General features: G+C 44.4%; 19 protein-coding genes. 6 read left to right on the top strand and 13 right to left on the bottom strand.

What is annotated here, in order from left to right; genetic code table 11:
• Positions 1-21: 21 nt before the first annotated feature.
• Positions 22-786, bottom strand: a complete 765-nt coding sequence (locus OP864_RS13870; protein ID WP_270098753.1) for a cyclase family protein — start codon at positions 784-786, stop codon at positions 22-24.
• 327 nt (positions 787-1,113) lie between these two features.
• Here OP864_RS13870 and OP864_RS13865 point away from each other — a divergent pair, with 327 nt between their 5' ends.
• The 3 genes from OP864_RS13865 to OP864_RS17005 all read left to right on the top strand — a co-directional run bounded on the left by OP864_RS13865 (position 1,114) and on the right by OP864_RS17005 (position 4,122).
• Positions 1,114-2,235, top strand: a complete 1,122-nt coding sequence (locus OP864_RS13865) for a chorismate mutase (RefSeq protein WP_270098752.1) — start codon at positions 1,114-1,116, stop codon at positions 2,233-2,235.
• Positions 2,236-2,446: 211 nt separating this feature from the next.
• Complete coding sequence (locus OP864_RS13860; RefSeq protein ID WP_270098751.1) at positions 2,447-3,886, top strand: NupC/NupG family nucleoside CNT transporter; 1,440 nt, start codon at positions 2,447-2,449, stop codon at positions 3,884-3,886.
• A gap of 44 nt (positions 3,887-3,930) precedes the next feature.
• Positions 3,931-4,122, top strand: coding sequence for a hypothetical protein (locus OP864_RS17005; RefSeq protein ID WP_432423424.1), 192 nt, complete (start codon positions 3,931-3,933; stop codon positions 4,120-4,122).
• A 670-nt stretch (positions 4,123-4,792) separates the two neighbouring features.
• Here OP864_RS17005 and OP864_RS13855 read toward each other — a convergent pair.
• The 9 genes from OP864_RS13855 to OP864_RS13815 form a co-directional block, all read right to left on the bottom strand.
• Positions 4,793-5,575, bottom strand: a complete 783-nt coding sequence (locus tag OP864_RS13855) for a hypothetical protein (RefSeq protein WP_270098750.1) — start codon at positions 5,573-5,575, stop codon at positions 4,793-4,795.
• Between the two features lie 9 nt (positions 5,576-5,584).
• Positions 5,585-5,896 (bottom strand): hypothetical protein, encoded by a 312-nt coding sequence (locus OP864_RS13850; protein WP_270098749.1) that lies wholly within the window; start codon positions 5,894-5,896, stop codon positions 5,585-5,587.
• On the bottom strand, positions 5,868-6,650 hold the full coding sequence (locus tag OP864_RS13845; protein ID WP_270098748.1) for a hypothetical protein: 783 nt from the start codon (positions 6,648-6,650) through the stop codon (positions 5,868-5,870). Before OP864_RS13845 ends, OP864_RS13850 begins: the two co-directional genes overlap by 29 nt.
• A gap of 12 nt (positions 6,651-6,662) precedes the next feature.
• Positions 6,663-7,133: a hypothetical protein gene (locus OP864_RS13840; protein ID WP_270098747.1), complete on the bottom strand. Its 471-nt coding sequence runs from the start codon at positions 7,131-7,133 to the stop codon at positions 6,663-6,665.
• Positions 7,134-7,723: 590 nt separating this feature from the next.
• Positions 7,724-8,359: a hypothetical protein gene (locus OP864_RS13835; protein WP_270098746.1), complete on the bottom strand. Its 636-nt coding sequence runs from the start codon at positions 8,357-8,359 to the stop codon at positions 7,724-7,726.
• A 33-nt stretch (positions 8,360-8,392) separates the two neighbouring features.
• Positions 8,393-9,283: a hypothetical protein gene (locus tag OP864_RS13830; RefSeq protein WP_270098745.1), complete on the bottom strand. Its 891-nt coding sequence runs from the start codon at positions 9,281-9,283 to the stop codon at positions 8,393-8,395.
• Between the two features lie 35 nt (positions 9,284-9,318).
• Positions 9,319-10,164 (bottom strand): Imm53 family immunity protein, encoded by an 846-nt coding sequence (locus OP864_RS13825; RefSeq protein WP_270098744.1) that lies wholly within the window; start codon positions 10,162-10,164, stop codon positions 9,319-9,321.
• Between the two features lie 72 nt (positions 10,165-10,236).
• The gene (locus OP864_RS13820; protein WP_270098743.1) at positions 10,237-11,061 is read right to left on the bottom strand and encodes a hypothetical protein; all 825 of its coding nucleotides are present in this window, start codon (positions 11,059-11,061) and stop codon (positions 10,237-10,239) included.
• Between the two features lie 47 nt (positions 11,062-11,108).
• Positions 11,109-11,666 carry an ankyrin repeat domain-containing protein gene (locus tag OP864_RS13815; RefSeq protein ID WP_270098742.1) on the bottom strand — a complete coding sequence of 186 codons (558 nt, stop codon included), beginning with the start codon at positions 11,664-11,666 and terminating at the stop codon, positions 11,109-11,111.
• A gap of 855 nt (positions 11,667-12,521) precedes the next feature.
• Between OP864_RS13815 and OP864_RS13810 the strand changes: the two genes are divergently transcribed.
• The 3 genes from OP864_RS13810 (at position 12,522) to rffA (ending at position 15,253) form a co-directional block, all read left to right on the top strand.
• A complete protein-coding gene (locus OP864_RS13810) occupies positions 12,522-13,232 on the top strand; it encodes a pirin family protein (protein WP_489886455.1) in 711 nt (236 codons plus the stop codon).
• Between the two features lie 29 nt (positions 13,233-13,261).
• Entirely contained in the window at positions 13,262-13,885 is a 624-nt protein-coding gene (locus OP864_RS13805; RefSeq protein ID WP_270098740.1) for an NAD(P)H-dependent oxidoreductase, read from the top strand.
• A gap of 228 nt (positions 13,886-14,113) precedes the next feature.
• Entirely contained in the window at positions 14,114-15,253 is a 1,140-nt protein-coding gene (gene rffA / locus OP864_RS13800; RefSeq protein ID WP_270098739.1) for a dTDP-4-amino-4,6-dideoxygalactose transaminase, read from the top strand.
• On the opposite strand, the gene OP864_RS13795 is transcribed toward rffA, so the two are convergent.
• The 3 genes from OP864_RS13795 to OP864_RS13785 form a co-directional block, all read right to left on the bottom strand.
• Positions 15,234-15,854 (bottom strand): 3'-5' exonuclease, encoded by a 621-nt coding sequence (locus OP864_RS13795; RefSeq protein ID WP_270098738.1) that lies wholly within the window; start codon positions 15,852-15,854, stop codon positions 15,234-15,236. The genes rffA and OP864_RS13795 overlap by 20 nt on opposite strands.
• Positions 15,855-16,111: 257 nt before the next feature.
• Positions 16,112-18,382, bottom strand: a complete 2,271-nt coding sequence (locus tag OP864_RS13790) for an OmpA family protein (protein WP_270098737.1) — start codon at positions 18,380-18,382, stop codon at positions 16,112-16,114.
• A 122-nt stretch (positions 18,383-18,504) separates the two neighbouring features.
• Positions 18,505-20,787 (bottom strand): OmpA family protein, encoded by a 2,283-nt coding sequence (locus tag OP864_RS13785; RefSeq protein ID WP_270098736.1) that lies wholly within the window; start codon positions 20,785-20,787, stop codon positions 18,505-18,507.
• Between the last annotated feature and the right edge of the window lie 6 nt (positions 20,788-20,793).

The following is a 20,793-nucleotide window of genomic DNA, read 5'->3' as shown; positions in this document are numbered from 1 at the left end:
GAAAAATCGACAGCCATTTTTTTATTGGTCCTCGTTCAAGACGGGATAAATAAGGGGGCGAGAGGGGGCGGCATCTAGCTCGAAGGCGGGCACCCCCAGTTGCAGCCAATAATCGCCATCGGGGGCGGCATTGGGCACATAGATTAACTCGGTGATGCTGGCCCCAAAGCGGGGTGCATCGGGATAATTCCAGAAGGCTTTATGGGCCAAAAGGGCGCCTCCATCCTCTTCTGGATCTACAGAGGGGGTATCAATGAGGAGGTGAGGAATATTGGCTTGGCGGATAAGCAGCATAGCCTCCTCTTCGATAAAGACGGGATGGCTACCTGAATAATTTCGGCTAATTTTTTCTTCCTCATTGGGGAGGGTACGGATAATGAGGGCGGTATTGCTGGGCCAATTTTCCAGTTTGGGGACTAGTTGGTCGGCAGTAATTTGCCATTGGCCATTTTTGGGATTGGGCAAAAAAGAATGCAGGCGGGCCCAGCCATTAAAATTAGTTAAACAAGTTCGGAGGCTGTGCTGTTCTGCCGAAATGTGGCCCAGGCATTCGGTATGGGTGCCATGGCCGTGGGGATTAAAAGAGACATTAAAAAAATTGACCGAGCTGCCCATTTTGACCGAGCCCACAAAACTACCGGCCCTAACCGGCTCCATTTCGGGCCAGCCACAATGCCAGGCGCGGGGATTTTGGGCTGAGGCCGAAAGTGGGCGGGCCAAATCGTAAAAAAACTGAAAATCTATCTTTAGCGATCCTTTTTCGGGATGTTCTATTTTAGCAATCATTATCGGTTTCTTTTTTCTAGTTTTGTGGGCTTCCTACAGGCGGCGAAGCCGCCGCAAAGGAGCGAAGCGACGCGGCTGAGGGATGGGCAGCAGTGGCCGCAGGCCAGACCAAAGCGCGAAGCGCTGCAGGGCCGAGCGATCAGCGAGCTGCGAGACAGCCCGACCCGACCGCAGGAAGGGGCAGCCCCTAAAAATCCTTAAAAAAATTGGAAAAAGCTTGGAGAAAGGGGAAAAAAATTTAAAGTTTCACTACTTTCAATAAAAATTGAAACTTGCAGCTGAGCAGAACGTTAAAGAAGAAAAGCAGCGGATTTTAAACTGAGAACTATGGATTTTATACAGATAAGAGATTGGGGAATTGGATTGGAGGCGATTGCGGAAGAGCAGCCGATTTTGATATCGGGCCCTTGTAGTGCCGAGACCGAAGAGCAGTTATTGCGCAGTTGTTTGGAGCTGGCGCAAACTGGGCAGGTACATATTTTGCGGGCGGGAATTTGGAAGCCTAGAACGCGGCCCAACTCCTTTGAGGGGGTGGGAAAAGAGGGTTTAGTCTGGTTGCAAAAGGCCAAGGAATTGACGGGATTGCCGATTTGTGTGGAAGTGGCGCAGCCGGAGCATGTAGAATTGGCCTTGGCGGCTGGGATAGATATTTTATGGATTGGGGCGCGGACCAGCGTCAATCCTTTTGCCGTGCAAGCCTTGGCCGAGGCCTTGGCGGGCAAAGATGTGCCGGTGATGGTCAAAAATCCGATCAATCCAGATTTAAAGCTTTGGATGGGAGCGATTGAGCGTTTTTACCAGCAGGGGATTCGAAAAATAGCGGCTATTCATCGGGGATTTTCGGTTTATGGGGAGCAGCGTTACCGCAATGCGCCCATTTGGGAATTGCCGATTGAGTTGAAGCGGCAGTGGCCCAATTTGGAATTGATTGGGGACCCTAGTCATATTGCGGGCAAGCGAGAATTACTGGGCGAATTGGCCCAGCAGGCCCTTTATTTGAACTTTGATGGCTTGATGATTGAGAGTCACTGCCAGCCCGAGCAAGCTTGGAGTGATGCGGCCCAGCAAGTTAATGCGGCAGATTTGGAGGAACTTTTAGGGAACTTAGAGCCCTTGCGAGCGGCATCTTCTGATCCTGATTTCCTTTGCCATTTGAACGAACTGCGCAAAGAAATTGATTATTTGGACCATCAGTTATTGAAGGTTTTGGCTAGGCGGATGCAGCTTGTTCGGCAGATTGGGGAATACAAATATGAGAAGCAAATTAGCATTTTGCAATTGGAGCGTTGGGCCGAGATTTACAAAGATCGTTGTGGGCAGGCGCAGGATTTGCAACTGGCCCAAGAATTCATCAGTTTGTTAATTCAGGCCATTCATCAGGAATCCATACGCCAGCAAGAGGCTGTTTTTGCCAGCAGTCGAATTTTGGACCGCTTGCAAAAAGCTTAAAGGCGCATTGTTTTACAGCTGTTTTTTTGTTGCTTTTATGATAGTTTCCTATTTTCCGAACAACTTTTAACAAAGGGTTAAGCCAATGTTAACTAGTTGATTAGGGGACTAATTAAATTGCCTCTAATTTATTGAATAATAATAAATTAGAGGCTTTTACATTTTATTTACATTCACAGGAGGGATTTCCCTCTTTTAGAGTCAAAGCAACATGGATATTTTAAGAGGCCTTTTGGGGATTTCGGTCTTATTACTCATTCTATTTTTGGCATCCAACAACCGCAAAGCGATTGATTGGCGGCTAGTGGGCGTCGCTCTCGTCTCTCAGATTACACTAGGGGCCCTCATTATGTATGTGGATGAAGTTCGGAGTATTTTCGACTTTCTCTCTGGTTTTTTTGTGATGGTCATTGAGTTTACGGATGAGGGAGCGGCCTTAGTATTTGGGGGCTTGCTTGATACACAGTCGGTGGGTTATATCTTTGCGGTAAAGGTATTGCCCACTATTATTTTCTTCTCGGCCCTTTCGGCTATTCTCTATTATCTGGGCATTTTGCAGGCCATTATCTATGTTTTGGCTTGGGGGATGAGCAAAGTCATGCGCTTGACGGGGGCCGAGAGTTTGGCGGCTGCGGCTAATGTGTTCATTGGGCAAACCGAGGCGCCTTTGATTATCAAGCCTTATTTGGACAAAATGTCGAAATCGGAGCTTATGTGCTTAATGGTTGGCGGGATGTCGACCATTGCCGGGGGTGTACTTGCGGCTTATATTGGCTTTTTGGGCGGCGATGATCCGGTGGCTCGTCAGGAATTTGCCACGCATTTGCTCACGGCCTCGATCATGTCGGCACCGGCGGCTATTTTGGCGGCCAAAATGCTTTATCCAGAAACCTCGGAAGACATCAACAGAACGATTACTATTCCTAGAGAGCAGGTGGGTGACAACCTACTCGATGCTATTTTTAAGGGCACCACAGACGGTCTGCGTTTGGCGGTTAATGTAGGGGCCATGTTGCTTGTTTTTACGGCCCTCATGGCCTTGCTCAACAGCATGGTTAGTGGCACTGTTGGCGAGTTGATTGCTTGGTCTGCAGACAGCGGAAGCTTTCAGTTTTTTGGCGGAAATGACCTACCAGCCAATACCGTTTTACGTTGGAATGCCGAGGCGGCCAATTGGTTATTGATGGAGGAAAATAATCCAGAAGTAGCTGGAAAAGCCTTTGATGTACAGGGCATCACGCTTAATATGTACATTGAAAAAAGCACGGCTGGCCGTTTTACGGGCTTCAATTTGGAGTATATGTTGGGGCTTTTGCTCTCTCCTATTGCCTGGCTTTTGGGCACCCCTTCAGAGGATATGGTAGTTATTGGGCAGTTGTTGGGTAAAAAGACGATTCTGAATGAGTTTGTCGCCTATGCCGATATTCCCAAAGTGGAGCATATTATCAGTGAGAAATCTAAAATTATTGTCACTTACGCCCTTTGTGGTTTTGCCAACTTTGCCTCTATTGGTATTCAGATTGGGGGAATTGGCGCTATTGCTCCGGCTCGCCGCAAAGAGCTTTCTACCTTTGGCGTTAAGGCCTTAATTGGGGGAACAATTGCTTGTTTTCTAACGGCTACTATTGCGGGTATGCTCATTGGCAGCTAAGCTCCATTTATTGAATTTTAGGATACAGCTCCAAAGCAATTTTTTTGTTTTGGGGCTGTTTTTTTTGGGGCCTGCCGCCTGCGGCGGCCGGGCCCTTGCAGGGCTCGCAGGTCTGCTCGGCCCTTCAGCCCTTCGGGCTTCGGTCTGGCCTGCGGCCACCCTTGCAGGCCCCTAGGCCAAGTCGCTTCGCTCCTTTGCGGCGGCTTCGCCGCCTGCTAGCTGTGGCTGTAGGTTGAAACCCACAGCCATACAACAACGCCATTCTACATCTATAGTCATAAATTTCATAGGAACCCTAGGGCCAAGGCCCTAAATAAATATACCTGTGGGTTGAAACCCACAGCAACAAAAAAGGCCATACTAAACGCAATAAAAATGAGCCGATGGTTGAAACCATCGGCCCATAATGAGTTGTAATAAACAGCTTTATCATTTATAGCAAACAAGGGCTTTAGCCCGCCAGTTTGCATAGTCTACAACCATGGGCTTTAGCCCATGGGGCCCAAACCGCCGAAGAAGAACACCCAAAGAAAAAAGACAACTGAGCGGCCTAGCGATGTGCAGGGGTGGCCGAAGGCCAGACCCAGCGGGCGCAGCCCGCGCAGGGCCGAGCGAGCAGCGAGCCCCGAAACGTAGCGCCCGCCGAAGGCGGGAGGCCCCAAAAAACATAAATGAAAGCAGCTCCTATTGTAAGCTACCCTAATCAAGCAACTACTAGTTATAAAAAATGATTATCTTATAAAATAAAAACTAGAAGGATCCCCACCCTTCTTTCCAGGCAGAAATAAATACTCCAGAGAGATTTTGGACGCTTCCTCTAAGTCATTTTTGAAAAATGAAGGATTGTTCAAGATAAGCAGACTATTCATAAATAAAAAAAGCCCGACCACCGCCGAGCTATTCCCCTCAAGAAGGCAGCAGGGCCTTCCACTCATCCCAATCCGAATTAAGATGCTCTATAATATGCGCCGAGCATTGCCGCTGATACTCAATCGCCTCTGGACTATCATATTCCCAAGGGTCTTCATAATATTGAATAAAAACCGAATCATTCTCTAACTCCTTCACCTCATAGGCTGGCATAGAGAGTAGGGCTGATTTGTCCACATACTTCTGATAAGAAGACTTTTTTTCTACGGTAGCCCAGAAAATACTCATTCCACTAGGAGGTTCAATAATATCATTCGTTGCAAAATGATAGAATCGCTTAAAATTATGATGTATAAGAAACATATTATCTCCCTCCACAACTCGATACATCTCCCAAGCATAGTCTAAGATGGCTGCTGTTTTATCTTTGGCAAAATCATCCTCAAAAAATAAATCAAACCGAATGAATTTACTTTTATTGTTTACCATCATTCTAATATATCCAAAGTCTCCATACATCTTAAATGAACAAGCCTCCCATTGAGGAAGATAAATTGATTTAGCGATGAGTTGAACATCATGCTCTTTGGCCCAATCGATATCATCCAAATCTTCCACAACAGGCGCATTCTCTAAAACTTCCCATTCTCCTGTTTGATGTGTTTTTTTTGTATAACAAATGGTATCCACACTATAGTCTGGATTACTGAATGCCACCTTTTCCCATTGCTCTATAAATGGATTATGATAGAGTTTTTCTAATATTTTGGTTAGTACTTCTACTGAAGGTTCTACTTTATAATCTAATCCTAATTTCATGATATTCTATTAAAAAATTTTTAAAAGTCCATCTTTATCGACATACTTTACTTCCAAATTATCCATGAAGAGATCTTTCTGTTTTTGCTCAGTAATATTGTTCTCAATAAACTCCAGTATCTTTTCTTTGGCATTCTTTGCTGCCTTTTTAGCATCACCCCCCTTCTTTCCAGGCAGAAATAAATACTCCAGAGAGACTTTCTCTAAGTCATTTTTGAAAAATGAAGGATTGTTCAAGATAAGCAGACTATTCATAAATAAAAAAAGCCCGACCACTGCCGAGCTATTCCCCTCAAGAAGGCAGCAAGGCCTTCCACTCATCCCAATCCGAATTAAGATGCTCTATAATATGTGCCGAGCATTGCCGCTGATACTCAATCGCCTCAGGACTATTATATTCCCAAGGGTCTTCGTAATACTGAATAAAAACCGAATCATTCTCCAACTCCTTCACCTTATAGGCTGGCATAGAGAGTAGGGCTGATTTGTCCACAAACTTCTGATAAGAAGACTTTTTTTCTACGGTAGCCCAGAAAATACTCATTCCACTAGGAGGTTGAATAATATCATTCGTTGCAAAATGATAGAATCGCTTAAAATCATGATGCACAATAAACATATTATCCCCCTCCACTACTCGATACATTTCCCAAGCATAGTCTAAGATGGCTGCTATTTTATCTTTGGCAAAATCATCGTTAAAGTATAAGTCAATGCTAATACGATTATCGTGATTGATAACCATCATATCCATACGCAGATTATCTCCATACATCTCTAAGGAAGATGATCTCCAGTTAGGTTGATAAATTGTTTTGGCGATAAGTTGAACATCATATTCTTTGGCCCAATTGATATCATCCAAATCTTCCACAACAGGTGCATTCTCTAAAACCTCCCATTCTCCTGTTTGATGTGTTTTTTCGGTATAACAAATAGTATCTACTAGATAAGCAGGGTTACTGAATGCTACCTTTTCCCATTTAGTCATAAATGGATTATGATAGAGTTTTTCTAATATTTTGGTTAGTACTTCTACTGAAGGTTCTACCATATAATCTATTCCTAATTCCATAATATGCTTCTATTATAAAGTTTTTAAGAGCCCATCTTCCCCAATATATTTCACTTCTAGATTCTGAATTATTTTTTCTCGTTGTTTTTTATCTGTAATTGTATCTTTTATGAATTTTAAAATCTCAGCCTTCGCATTCTTTGCCGCCTTTTTAGCATCGCCCGCCTTCTTTCCAGGCAGGAATAAATACTCCAAAGAGATTTCTTCCGCCCCATCAAAGTCGGTAGAGAAGGACTTGGGATTGTTCATCAATTTGAGGTAATTATCTAGTTGGTCTAGGTCAATATTACCTTCCTCATAGCCTGTCTTCACATCCACCATTTTAGCTTGCTTTTGGCGGCCTATTGCTGAAATGACCAATTGATCAGGCTCAATATAATCTTTATTGCTAAAATTCAAATTAGGATGTTGTGTGATATCAATTTTATGGTTGTATTTGATGTTGCCTAACTTGCCAACTAAACCATCTTTCCCAAACTCCATAATTTTGGGGGTAAGGGCAGCAGCTCCAAGGCAATTTTTTGTTTTGGGGCTGTTTTTTTTGGGGCCTGCCGCCTGCGGCGGCCGGGCCCTTGCAGGGCTCGCAGGTCTGCTCGGCCCTTCAGCCCTTCGGGCTTCGGTCTGGCCTGCGGCCACCCTTTCAGGCCCCTAGGCCTGCGGCGGCTTCGCCGCCTGTAGGATGGATATATATACCTGTAGGTTGAAACCTACAGCAACCAAAGCGGCCATACTAAGCGCAATAAAATGAGCCGATGGTTGAAACCATCAGCCCATAATGAGTTGTAATAAACAGCTTTATCATTTATAGCAAACAAGGGCTTTAGCCCGACAGTTTGCATAGCCCCACAACCATGGGCTTCAGCCCATGGGCCAAAACTGCCCAACCGCCGAAGAAAACCGCCCAAAGAAAAAAGACAGCTGAGCGGCCTAGCGATGGTAGGCAGTGCGGCAAAGCCGCAGACCAAGCAAAAACTTGTTTTTTGCGCAGGGCCGAGCGAGCAGCGAGCTGCCGAACGTAGCGCCGCAAGGCGAAGCCGCAGCGGAGGCCCCAGAAACATAAATGAAAGCAGCTCCTATAAACCTTGTTCTATAGAAAAAAAATCGCCTTCATTATCTCTACATGGAATAAAAATATCTCCTTGAGGAATCCCTGAGCTAAAGTCAATATAGCTCATTTTATTCGGACAATCTTCAAAGTTTCTATAGAGGAGTACAGATTTGTTTTTTATACCTTTTGGTACGATATCAATTCCATAAAAAGAATATCGGCCTACATATTCTTTATTTTTAAATATTTCAAGAGTTGAGTACATGCGGACCACTAGTCTAGTTCTTGAATTTATCGTTATCTCTGAAAAAAAACTGAGGGTATCTTCTTGCAGACTAATTAAATCACCAAGATAATTAAGGTAAAAGTTATTGTACAAGCTATCTTCATTTTCTATGTAATACCACTGATTTAGCCTCCCTTGCGCTAAAATAGTCTTTTTAAGCTCCTGCATTTTTTCGGCTTGATTATCAAGGCCAACTAAGGTCCTAAGGGTATCTAGTGAAATAACATTTTCTATAAATCGGCTATGGCTGGGCTCTTCATAAGGTTTTAAATCATAGGCTGTTGTGGTTTCTTTCTCTGGTTGAGCTGTTGTGCAAGCGCCAAGGAGTGCCACTATAAATATTAGCAGAAGATTATACTTGGGGTGAGCCTTCATTTGTTGTGGTTTTTAAAATTTTCGACTTGTATTTCACCTAGGGTAAGCGTCTAGCTGTAAGGCATCTAAGCATTTTTTGGCTGACTTTAGCTCTGAAGATGCTATATCCAGAAGCATTATCTGAAAAATAGGATGCTTAGCGGAACCGACTGTCTGTTTTGTTCTTCGCAGAAAAAAAAGGCTACTTTCATCTCTACTTAGTTGAACATGTTGGGCATCTATAGAAAAAGACAGGCTCGCTTTGTCGGAGAAGCTATTTAGTACAATTTGGCCAAAAGCTCCAGAATATACACAGACTAGATATGATGGACTGGCAAAGGCCTCCCTGATATAAATATCCTCAGTTTTAGAAAAAAATGGATGTTTATCTGCATAAAGCGTCCCATTCCTTAGTTCAAAAAGATTTCCTTTATAACTAAAAGAGGGATTATCTACAAGGCCGATATGGCTATAATTCATACTATTATTAAAGGCTCCTCGGTTCAACACTTCTCGATAAAGGAGCATGCTTGCATTAGGGAAAGAAGCAAACTTTGTTTTTTGGGGCAGTAACTCTTCTTTAAACTGTAGTTCTTGTTTAAGGCCTTGATTATCCTCTAGTACTAGGCTGCTATCATTGATTAAATACTGTTTCTGTTTAAGCTGAACGCCCTCCCCTTCTTTCCAGCAAAAATAAGAGCGACTAGGCCAAGTTTGCAGTTTCTCATCTAGCCGATAGGTTTCGGTAAAAAAGCAAATTTCGCCCTCTCCCCCTTTATGTAAAAGGCCTGCTTTCCACTTCATACTATCCTGATAAGCACTTAAATCAGCCCAAAAGCTATCTTGGTACATCAACTGGAAACTGCTGTCTAAGTAAGCGTACTGCGAAAATGAGTTTTGCCAAAAAATGGCAGTCAAAGCTATGGTAAAAAGTAATCGGTACATCAAATGGTATTACTTTACAGTGATAGAAATTGGACTTAGAGACTTTCTACAATAATTTGTGAGCGACCAAAATTTGTTTCGGTCAGGCGAGTTTTAACAACTTGTCCTAAATGATATTCTATACTAGGTTCTACTGCTGAAATATAGTCCGAATAAAGGTCTAAATCTTTATGATAAGCCAGGCGGAAATCTGACTGCTCTAAATTTGGTAGAGCGGTAATTTTAAAATAGCCATTAGGGAGAAACTCTGCCTCATAAGATAAATAGGCCTTTGGATAAGCCTTTAATGGGGCAAATATTTCATAACTAAAAAATTTGTTTCTCCCTGCTGCCCCTAATACCTTATCTAAAAAATAACTAAAAACTTCATCTATCTGATGCAAGGGAGCCTGAATTTGGAGTTGATTTTCATGCAGAGTCAGGACGAGCCCTTTAGTCTTAGGGGGGACAATTTCAAGGCCTTCTAAATGAGTAGAAACTAGATCTACCCTAAGCAGGCATTCGCTATTGTTCAATAAACTTAGACTAATACCATAAGCCGCCTCCCAGTCTCCATCACAGTGAGCAGCATACCAATTATCCAAAGACTGAAGAGCCTTTATACAACTAGGCGGGATAGAAACCTCTTCATCTAAAGTGGCTAAAAATGAGTCTATTAGTTCTGAAATCCGATAAACAGAATACCCTATTAAGCAAGCTTCATGCTCTTGTTTACAGTAGTGCCAACGATTTTGTTCATAGCATTCTTCTTGAACTTTTGGTAGCTGGTATACTGGGCTTTGGGCTTCTATGTACCAACCGGCCATAGCATCTGTGGCTAATTTCAATTCCTTGAATTTATACTTTTTAATCCAAGAAAGGAATTCCTCTATATTCTGCATGGCTTCCTAAATTTGGTTTTTCTACAAACCGCAAGAAACGAATCTGCTGCTGTAGTAGTAGCAGGGCTAAGGTTAATACTTGAATTGGGTGATCAATACTTCTTTATTTAAAATTCTTTTTTTCAGTACCTTTTTAGGCCCTTTCAAATCTACTGTATATTCATAAAAAATTTCTAGCGGTAGGGGCCCTTCTAAGATTTCTAAAAAGAAGCTATTTGAGTAATAGCAAAAATACAACTTATTTTGCTCATTTTTAGAGGCTTCAATATCAGATATAATCAATGCATTTGTTCCCCTAAAACAAATTTCATGATGCATATAGCCATCGTCAAACAGCTGATAACCGCTTTTGCTAGGCAACTGCTTATACTTGGAAACGATCTTGGCCCAAAGGGAGTCCTTCTCACTTATGATTTTACCAAAAGGAAAATCTATTTTTTTAATGATCTCGGCCAGCTCTTCTTTTGTCAAATCACCTAGCTTACAATTCCCTATGATTAAATTTAGGGGCTTAATATCTTCAAAGGAGGAGAAAACTGTATCTCGCTTCAGCAATTCTTCTTGCGCCCACCATGACAAGAAATTGCACTCCATATTTTTATTATCTAAGGTATCTCTTTTAGTCAAGGGAAAAGCTAAGTCAAATTCATGCAGTTTCTTCTTTAAGATAGCCTCCTCTTCATCTGCAGAGATACAAGAATAAGTTAGCAAAGTATCAGGGCCTAAGACATAATACCTAGTCTTAAAATCATGAGCGAACAATACATTCAGTCCTTCAAGGTCTTTTTTGCAAATAGTTTTAGGGTTACTACAGGAGATAAAAAACAGTAGGCACAAAAATACAAGCAGTCTCAAGTAGCTATTTTTCAATAGCTTAATTACAAAAAAAGCATTCATACTTGCAAGCTTATTGAGTGTTTAAATAAAACCATCTACTAGCCTGATCATTTTTCTAAATCATCAGCTAGCTCTCTTAAATAGTCTACCACCTCTTGAGGAACATTAGAACTATTTTCTTCTAAATGCTTTAAAATTTTTGGTGACACCCTAAACCAAATCGACGGCCTCCAAAGCTTGTTTAAGTCTAATCCAAATTTCACTAAAATATCCAACAATTCAATGTTGCGATGAGAAGCTGCGATTACAATAGGGTCTGTGCATTTTATACTCACTTTAGACAAACCTTCTTCCAGAAGGACTTGAACAATTTTCAATCGCAGCCCACAATTATCATTCTCTTTCACCGCATAGAAACATGCTTTTTGCAGAAGAGTACACTCCTTTTGATTTTTACTCTGGACATTATTTAGAATTTTTAGTGAAATCTTTGACTTAAAAAAATACAATGCTTCTAAATCCCCTTTGGCAACAAGTATATTTATTATTTTAATTAAAAAACTTGGCCTCCCATCAACCCAAAAAAGATCCTTCTGTAAATCAATAAATGCACTTTGAGACCTCTTTAATTTATCAATATATTTACTATTTTTCGTTTTAAACATCTAACTTGATTTTCATCAATTTGATCAGCTACAGCAAAACATCCAGCTCCCCTAAAAAGGCTAAGCAGCAATAATAAGATCCATTTCATTAGACTTTCTTTTTAAGAACTAGTTTTTTTTGGGGCCTGCCGCCTGCGGCGGCCGGGCCCTTGCAGGGCTCGCAGGTCTGCTCGGCCCTTCAGCCCTTCGGGCTTCGGTCTGGCCTGCGGCCACCCTTTCAGGCCCCTAGGCCTGCGGCGGCTTCGCCGCCTATAGGATGGATATATATACCTGTAGGTTGAAACCTACAGCAACCAAAGCGGCCACACTAAACGCAATAAAATGGGCCGATGGTTGAAACCATCAGCCCATAACTAATTCTCAAATACTGATTTATAGCAACCAAGGGCTTTAGCCCATAGACCCAAAACCGCCCAAACCGCCAAAGAAAACAGCCCAAAAGAAAAAAGACCGCTGAGCGGCCCAGCGCTGCGCAGGGGTGGCCGCAGGCCAGACCGAAGGCGAAACGAAGTGTAGCCTGAAGGGCCGAACAGACCTGTGAGCCCCGCAGCATAGCGGCGGCCGAGCAAGGCGAAGCCGAGCCGGCCGCGGGCCCCAAAATAATACCCTCCCTCAAATAATTTTAAAAAAAATGAAGCCTCTCCTCAACTTTTTTGCAAGATTGTTATTACAATTGATGTATATACATTAAATTAGCAGCAGATGAAACGAAAACAATTTTTAAAAGCATTAGGATTGGGCAGTTTGGGGCTCTTTGCTGCCCCCAAAATGGGCCAATCTGAGCCAAAGGGGCCAGAACAGCTAGGGTTTAATCACCTTCCGGCAGATGCTGGCCAACAGCAAAAAATAGGAAAAATGAAAACCGTTTTGCATAAAGCGAATAGCCGCGGACATGCCAACCACGGCTGGCTCGATACCTACCACAGTTTTAGTTTTGCCAATTACTATAACCCCGAACGCATGGGATTTGGCGCACTCAGAGTGCTAAATGACGATAAAGTAGCCGCCGCCCGAGGCTTTGGCCGCCACCCTCATGACAATATGGAAATCATCTCGATTCCCCTCTCTGGCGACCTTGAGCATCAAGATAGTATGGGAAATGTTGCCCTGATCCAAGAAGGCGACCTCCAAGTGATGTCTGCCGGCACAGGCGTTTTCCATTCCGAAAAAAATAAAAAGCTCGACCAAGAGGTCCGCTTTCTACAAATTTGGCTGCTGCCCAATAAGAAAAATGTTAGCCCCCGCTACGACCAGATCAAGCTGGATCGGGCAAAAATGAAGAATAACCTCCTACAGGTCCTCTCACCCTCCCCAAATGATGAGGGTGTCTGGGTGCATCAAGATGCCTGGTTTCATCTAGGCCATTGGGAGGCTGGCCACCAACAAACATACAACTTTAAACGAGCCGAAAATGGCCTCTATATTTTTGTTCTCGAAGGGCAAATTAAGGCCGGCACAACAGTTTTAGATCGCCGAGATGGCCTTGGCGTTTGGAATACCCAAAAGCTGGAACTCCAAGCCACAAAAGAAGCCAAAATCCTCCTCATGGAGGTCCCAATGCACTAATATATTCTACCTCCTTAAAAAATAACAAGATGTCTTTAGTCGAAAATCTGAAATGGCGCTATGCCACCAAAAAATTTGATGCGAGCAAAAAAATTGCTGCCGAAACCCTAGAAGAAATCAAAACGGCCATCCAGCTGTCTGCCTCTTCTTATGGTCTACAGTTGTACAAAATTATTGATGTCCAAGATCCCGAACTACGCAAAAAACTCCAAGCCGCAGCCTGGGGCCAAAGCCAAATCGTAGACGCTTCTCAGCTCTTCGTTTTCACCACGCCCACTACACTTACCGCCGAACATATCGAGGAGTTTGTCCAACTTACTGCCGATACTCGCGGCCTCGATCCCGCTGTACTCAACGATTATAGCGACTTTATGAAGGGCGCTCTCTTAAAGCAAACCGAAGAAGGTGCCAAAAACTGGATGGCCAAGCAAACCTATATTGCCCTGGGCAATCTGCTGGCCGCCGCTGCCGAACTCAAGGTGGATGCCTGCCCCATGGAAGGCTTCGATGCCGCCCAATTTGATGAGATTTTGGGCCTAGAGGGCTGGACCACTTCCGTGATCGCGACCCTTGGCTACCGCCACGAAGAAGACGGTTTGCAACATGCCGCTAAGGTGCGTAAAGCCAAATCCCTCCTCTTCGAGACCAAATAAGGATAGTTTGATTTTGTGAATAGTCTGTGGGCTGGCCATTTTTGGTCAGCCCTTTTTTTATCTTGAGTTTTATTATTTGGGGCCCGCGGCCAGCTTTGCTGGCCGCCGCTATGCTCCGCGGCTCGCAGGTCTGCTCGGCCCTTCAGCCCTTCGGGCTTCGGTCTGGCCTGCGGCCACCGCTGCGCAGCGCTGGGCCAATTCCATCCCTGCTCTTAATCTCTCGCCAAAATGCAAATACCCTTTAATAAGCCCTACCTCACCGGTAAAGAAGCCCACTATCTCTATCAAGCGGTCCAATCGGGCCAATTATCTGGAAATGGTCAATTTACTAAGGCCTGCCAAAGCTTTTTTGAAAACCGCTATGGCTTCCACAAATGCCTACTGACCACCTCCTGCACCGATGCCCTCGAAATGTCCGCCCTACTCCTCAATATCCAGCCCGGCGATGAGGTCATTATGCCTTCCTACACCTTTGTATCTACCGCCAACGCCTTTGTGCTCCGTGGGGCCATTATCCGCTTTGTCGATTCTCAGGCCCAACACCCCAATCTCGATCCCCAGGCCATTTTGCCTCTGATTAACGAGAAGACCAAAGCGCTGGTGCTGGTCCATTATGCCGGCATGGCCTGCCCCATGCAAGAAATTATGGACCTCTGCCAAAAGTACCAAATTGCCCTAGTCGAAGATGCCGCCCAAGCCATTGATGGCTATTATCAGGGGCAGCCCCTCGGTAGCTTTGGGCAATTGGCCTGCTTCTCTTTTCATGAAACCAAAAATATTATTGCTGGAGAAGGCGGCCTGCTGGCCATCAACGACCCAAAACTAGCCCAAAGAGCCGAAATTATCTGGGAAAAAGGCACCAACCGAGCCGCCTTTTTTCGGGGAGAGGTCGATAAATACGGCTGGGTGGACCTCGGCTCTTCTTTTTTGCCCTCCGAAACCGTGGCGGCCTTCCTTTTTGCCCAATTGGAAGAGCTCGACCAGATCCAAAATGCCCGCAAAGAACGCTGGAACCGCTACTTTGAAGCCCTACTCCCTTTGGCCCAAAAAGGCCTAATCGAACTACCTAATATTCCAGAACACAGCAGCAATAACGCCCATCTCTTTTACCTTATTTGTAGTAGCCTAGACGAAAGAACGGCCCTGATACAAGCGCTCAGAGCCGTTGGCGTTCATGCTGTTTTTCATTATCTTCCCCTACATGCTAGTCCGTTTTATGGACCAAAACACGATGGCCGAAAACTGCCGCAGGCCCAGCGCTATGCCGACCGCCTGCTACGGCTCCCCCTCTTTTTTGAGCTCCAAGCTCAAGAACAGCAATTTATTATCGATCAGATTTTCCAGTTCTTTAAGCTGGATCGTACTTAAATTTGGGCAAATAGTTAAAGACTTCCTTCAAACAGGCTGCGGTCAATTCTGCATCTTCTAGGGCGTTGTGCATATCGCCTTCTCTTTGCAAACCAAAATACTCGGATAGGGCGCCTAGGCTAAGGCCCTTAGAAGTAGGCTGTCCGTTTTCTCGAAGTAAACGAAACAAGAAATAGGCTTGCTGATATAAATCAATGGTTTTGAAGGAGAAGGGATAAGGCTGCTTGAGGTCCATATAGGCAAAACGCAAAAAGTTGATATCGTAATGCACACTTTGTCCACAGACCACTAGGCGCTTGAGTGCCCCCGGCTTTTGATGTTCCTTCCATTTTTTGTGGCCCAAAACAGTAGTTACGGCCCAGTTTTCAAAAGCTTCTATGGCCTCATGTAGCATAGGGGCCTCCTCTAGAATGTCTAGGGTTAGGCCATGTACTTCTAGGGCAGGTAGCGAAAAGCTCTCCTCATTTTCGGGATAGACATTGGTTAAAAAGGTACTTTTTTTCTCCCAATTTTCATCATAAATGGCGGCCCCAATTTGTACAATCTCATGCCAGCCAGGCTCGGTGCCCGTCATCTCCAAATCAAATACTAGATAGTTCATCTTTGTTTTTTTTATGAGCGCTAAAGCTATTAAAAAACTGGCAATAGGGCCAAGAAAAGGCCAACTTTTGTTGCCCAAGCGGGCCGAAGCCGCCCGCCTAAGCCCAAGAAAAAAAGAGGAGCGGATGAGCGATGCGGAGCGGGTGGCCGCAGGCCAGACCAAAGCCGCCAAAGGCGGCTGCAGGGCCGAGCAGAACTGCGAGCCCCGCAGCGTAGCGACCCGCCCGCAGGGCGGGACAGCCCCAAAAAAATAAAATCTTAAAGGGCCTCTAATTTGGCGGCTAATTCTTCTTGACTAAGGTCCTCAAAAGACTGCTGCATGCGGTTCATTTCCTTTACCTCAGCGCTGAGCTCCATAAACTGTATGCGGTCGCCCAACTGCTTGATACCGATCAATTTGGCAAAATAACTTTTGGGCACATTTCTGAATCTTGCCTGATTATCGGCCCGCAGAATTCCGTTGATATTTTTAAAGACCAAAAAGTACTGCGTATTGCTAGAGGCCTGGGCGACAGTCAGATTCATCATGCCGTTCTTAGCCGAAAAGCGATCGCAATTGATCCAGCCGAGGCCAGAAACCTTCATTTGGCTCAATATTTTTCTGCGCGCTTCTTCTTTTTGCAATAGGCCATAGCGCTCTTTTTTGGCCAAAACTTCGGCGGCTAGACTATCTATTCGGGGGCAGAGTTGAGCAACCTTTTGCTGCTCCTTTTCAGCAGCCTGACTATACAGTATGTAATCGCTATAGGTCTCATTTCGCAAATTGTATCTATCCTTCTTTTTTTTCTTCTGTAGCTGCCGTTTCAGCTTGAAGTATCGTTTATATCCGCGGGGGCTAAAGCCATCAGCCTCTTCCTTGAGGAGCTGGGCCAGTTTAATTTTTATAGCCTCTAGCGCTTCATCTTTTTTCCAGATCAGAAGGGGGTTCGCCTCTCCTTTTGCAATATTTTTGGCCCAATTCTTCTTTTCCTTCTCATAATATTTATTCAAAAAGCCAATATAGCCAAGCATAGATTTTTCGTAGACATCGCCTGGCAACTCAGGGAGAAGTTCATTGGTAGCGGCAATTTCTAGGGTAAAATCGCCTGCTTTATCGGCCTGATAGACCGGTAGAACCTCCTGAAAGCCCCCCAAAGTAGAACTATATCGACCATAATCATATATATCAAAAACCGCATACAAACGCTCTTTATGCATAGCCATAAGGAGGGCCAATCGCTCATGGCTGAAGACCTCTAAATAAGCCAAAAGTTCCTTAGCTTCCTGATGCTCCTTGTCTAAAAATTCCTGATAAACTTTCTGGGCGGCCTCATAGCTGCTGCGGGCCTCATCGTAGCGGCTGCTATCCCTTTGATAGGCTCTATATTTTTTTCGCCAGTTGCGCTTTTTATTATTGTACTGCTTGCGCAGCTTGATCTTCTTTTTTCTGATTCGACGCTGGTAGCTCTCTTCGGTTTCTCCTGCTTTTTGTGGATATTTTTGGGCCAAGTACTCCTCAAATTCCATAAAACCCCGCTCCCCCTTAAAGCGAGGCGAAGACTGCTTGAACGGCTTTAAAGGTTTACGCTTAAACAAACTCAAGATCGGCTCATTGAGCAAATACAAAAGCTTTTTTTGGGCCAGAAAATAGTCACTATCTAGGGGGGCTATTCGGCTCTGTCTTTCCAGCTCTTCAGTTCCAATCCGCTGGCTGCCCGTAGCCTGCCAATTGATATCGTTGTGGGGGTTGGCGGTATTGGGGCCCTGAAAAATTTGCATGCCGGGCAGGGCGGCGGCTGCCCCCGGAAAACCAACGGTCAAGTCTTTGCCCTCGGCCAGACTCAGTTCCTCGCCATTTTCTCCCTTGGCGGCCAAGTAAATCATCCCCCCAGTTTCAATCAATTCTCCATTGGAGGTGGTGCTCAGGTTTTGCAAAATCATGTCTTTCATGCTTAGGGCCTCTTGCAAAACTAGACTGACCTGCCCCTGATAAGGGCGGCCATCTGGCCCCAAAAAGCTATTGGCTGGAATGTCAATTTGGATCCCCTCCTTGCCCTGAATAAACTTTCCTTTTTGGGCCGAAAAGCTAAACAACTGCTGCGCTTTTTTGCGCTGCTCGGCATAAAAAGAGGTCCAGACATCCTTGTTTTTGACCTCCTCAAATTCCTCTGCATTATAAAAATAGAGGTCGATGCGGCGCAACTGCTGCCGAGCTTCGGCGACAGGCAAGCTGGCATCCAAAGGCTGACGCTCATAGGGCAATTGCTCAAATTGGAGTTGCTCAAAGCCCTGTTTTTGTACAAACTGAATAATGGTTTTTGCCCGATTCTCGGCCAAAACTTCATTGTCTAGATCGCTTCCCAAATCATCGGTAAAGGGCTGGATTTTCAGCACCGATAAGGGGCGCGCCTGCAATATTTTGCTCAAATCGGCCTGCTGTTTTGCGGTCAAGCTATAGGCATTGGGGGCATAAAAAAGCTGGTATTTGTCCTGCGCTAAAAGCAAAACAGGCAAAAAGAAAAATAAACTGAAACTGAGTAGATAGGGCATAGGCTCACTGTTTTAGCTATAAGATGATGTTTCTCTAAGATATAGTGAGTGAAGCTGCAATTTGTTACAGTTTTTTTGGAGACAGCCCCCAAAAAAAGCCATCCCTAGGGATGGCTAAAACTTTAGAGGGCCTCCAATTTGGCCGCTAATTCTTTTTCGCTCACTTTTTGAAAAGGGAAATATTTTTCGTCTAATTCAAGCACTTTATCTTCCACCTCCATAAATTCTATTTGGTCGCCAAACTGCTTAATGCCAATCAGTTTAGCCTCATAGTTCTCTGGGACATTTTTAAAGGTAGCCCGACCATTGGCCCTCATAATTCCGTTGATATTTTTAAATATTAGGAAGTATTGTGCATGCCTAGAGGCCGAGGCCAAGATCAAATCCATTTTTGCGCCCTTTTCCATAAAAAATCGGTCGCAGTTGATCCAGCCAAGATTAGAAATCTTCATTTGCCTCACTACTTCTCTTGATTTCTCCTCTTTTTGCAATAAACCATAGCGCTCTTTTTTAGCCAAAACCTCAGCGGCTAGACTATCTACATTTTTGCAGACTTTACTGGCCTTTTGCTGCTCGGCTTCAATCTTCTGCATATTCAAAATACAGTTGCTATAAGCTTTGGTCTTCCATTGTTTATAGCTGACATACTCCTTTTTGGCCCAAAACATTTTTTTGATTTCCGCATATTTTTTCTGACCCAAGGGCGTAAATCCGCCTCGTTCATCCTTAAGTAAAGCGGCTAATTTTAGGCGAATTTCTTCTTGCGCTATATCCTTGGGCCAGTCCCAATATTCCTGTTTTTTTTCATCTTTCAACGGCTTGGCCCAGTTGTTTTTTTGCTGTTCTAGCTGTTTCTCAAACAAACCGAGTGCACGATTAAAAGCCTCTTCATAGGCATCAATTTTCTTGTAACTGAACTCGGGATTGAGTTCTTTGGTCTTCTCTATTTCTAATTTAAAATCGCCCAGCGCATCATACTCATAAAAAGGCAGCAACTCCATAAAACCACCTACTGTGCTTCCTGCCTGATTATATCTTTTTGGGTTGTAGCTCCTTCGGATTTCTTGGAGACAACTATCTAGCAGCTCATGTAAATGCTCATGGCTAAGAGCCTCCAAATAAGCTAGGAATTCCTGGGCCTCCTGATGTTCTCTGTTCAAAAACTCATTATAGGCCTTTTGCTCTTTTTCGTAGCGGCTACGGGCTCTGGTATAGCGGCTGCTATCCTTTTGATAGGCTCTATATTTATTTCGCCAGCTGCGCTTTTTATTATTATACTTCTTGCGCAGCTTGATCTTCTTTTTTCTGATTCGACGCTGGTAGCTCGCTTCGGTCTCTCCTGCTTTTTGTGGATATTTTTGGGCCAAGTACTCCTCAAAGGCAACAAAAGTGCGCTCCACTTTTAGTCGAGGACTCCTTAGCTTAAAGGATTTGGGGACTTCTTTTTTCTCCTTGGCCAAAAAGGGCTCCTTGAGCAAGTACAGCAATTCTTCCTTATAGCCAAAATAATCCTTGCTAAAGCTCATTGTGCTGTCCAGTTTTTCTTCTACAAAAAGCTCCAAAGGATTCCCAACGGGCTGCCAGTTGATCTCCGCATGCGGATCGGCAGTATTGGGGCCCTGAAAAATTTGCATGCCTGGCAAGGCGGCGGCGGCTCCCGGAAAACCAACGGTCAGGTCTTTGCCCTCGGCCAGACTCAATTCCTCGCCATTTTCGCCCTTGGCGGCCAAATAAACCATCCCCCCAGTTTCAATCAACTCTCCATTGGAGGTGGTGCTCAGGTTTTGCAAAATCATGTCTTTCATGCTTAGGGCCTCTTGCAAAACTAGACTGACCTGCCCCTGATAAGGGCGGCCATCTGGCCCCAAAAAACTATTTTCTGGAATGTCAATTTGGATACCATTCTTACCTTGAATAAACTTTCCTTTTTGGGCCGAAAAGCTAAACAACTGCTGCGCTTCTTTGCGTTGCTTGCTGTAAAAAGAGGTCCAGACATCCTTATTTTTGACCTCCTCAAATTCCTCTGCATTATAAAAATAGAGGTCGATGCGGCGCAACTGCTGCCGAGCTTCGGCGACAGGCAATTGCGCATCCAAAGGCTGACGTTCATAGGGCAATTGCTCAAATTGGAGTTGCTCGAAGCCCTGTTTTTGTACAAACTGAATAATGGTTTTTGCCCGATTCTCGGCCAAAACCTCATTCTCTATATCGCTTCCCAAATCATCGGTAAAGGGCTGGATTTTCAGCACCGATAAGGGGCGCGCCTGCAATATTTTGCTCAAATCGGCCTGCTGTTTTGCGGTCAAGCTATAGGCATTGGGAGCGTAAAAAAGCTGGTATTTGTCCTGCGCAAAAAGCAAAACAGGCAAAAAGAAAAACAAACTGAGGGAAAGTAAATTTCGCATAGCTTA

The sequence above is a fragment of the Saprospira grandis genome, from assembly GCF_027594745.1.
GTDB classification, from domain to species: Bacteria; Bacteroidota; Bacteroidia; order Chitinophagales; family Saprospiraceae; genus Saprospira; species Saprospira grandis.
The sequence above is the reverse complement of the archived record's forward strand: the minus strand, read 5'-3'. Positions and strand labels throughout refer to the sequence as shown.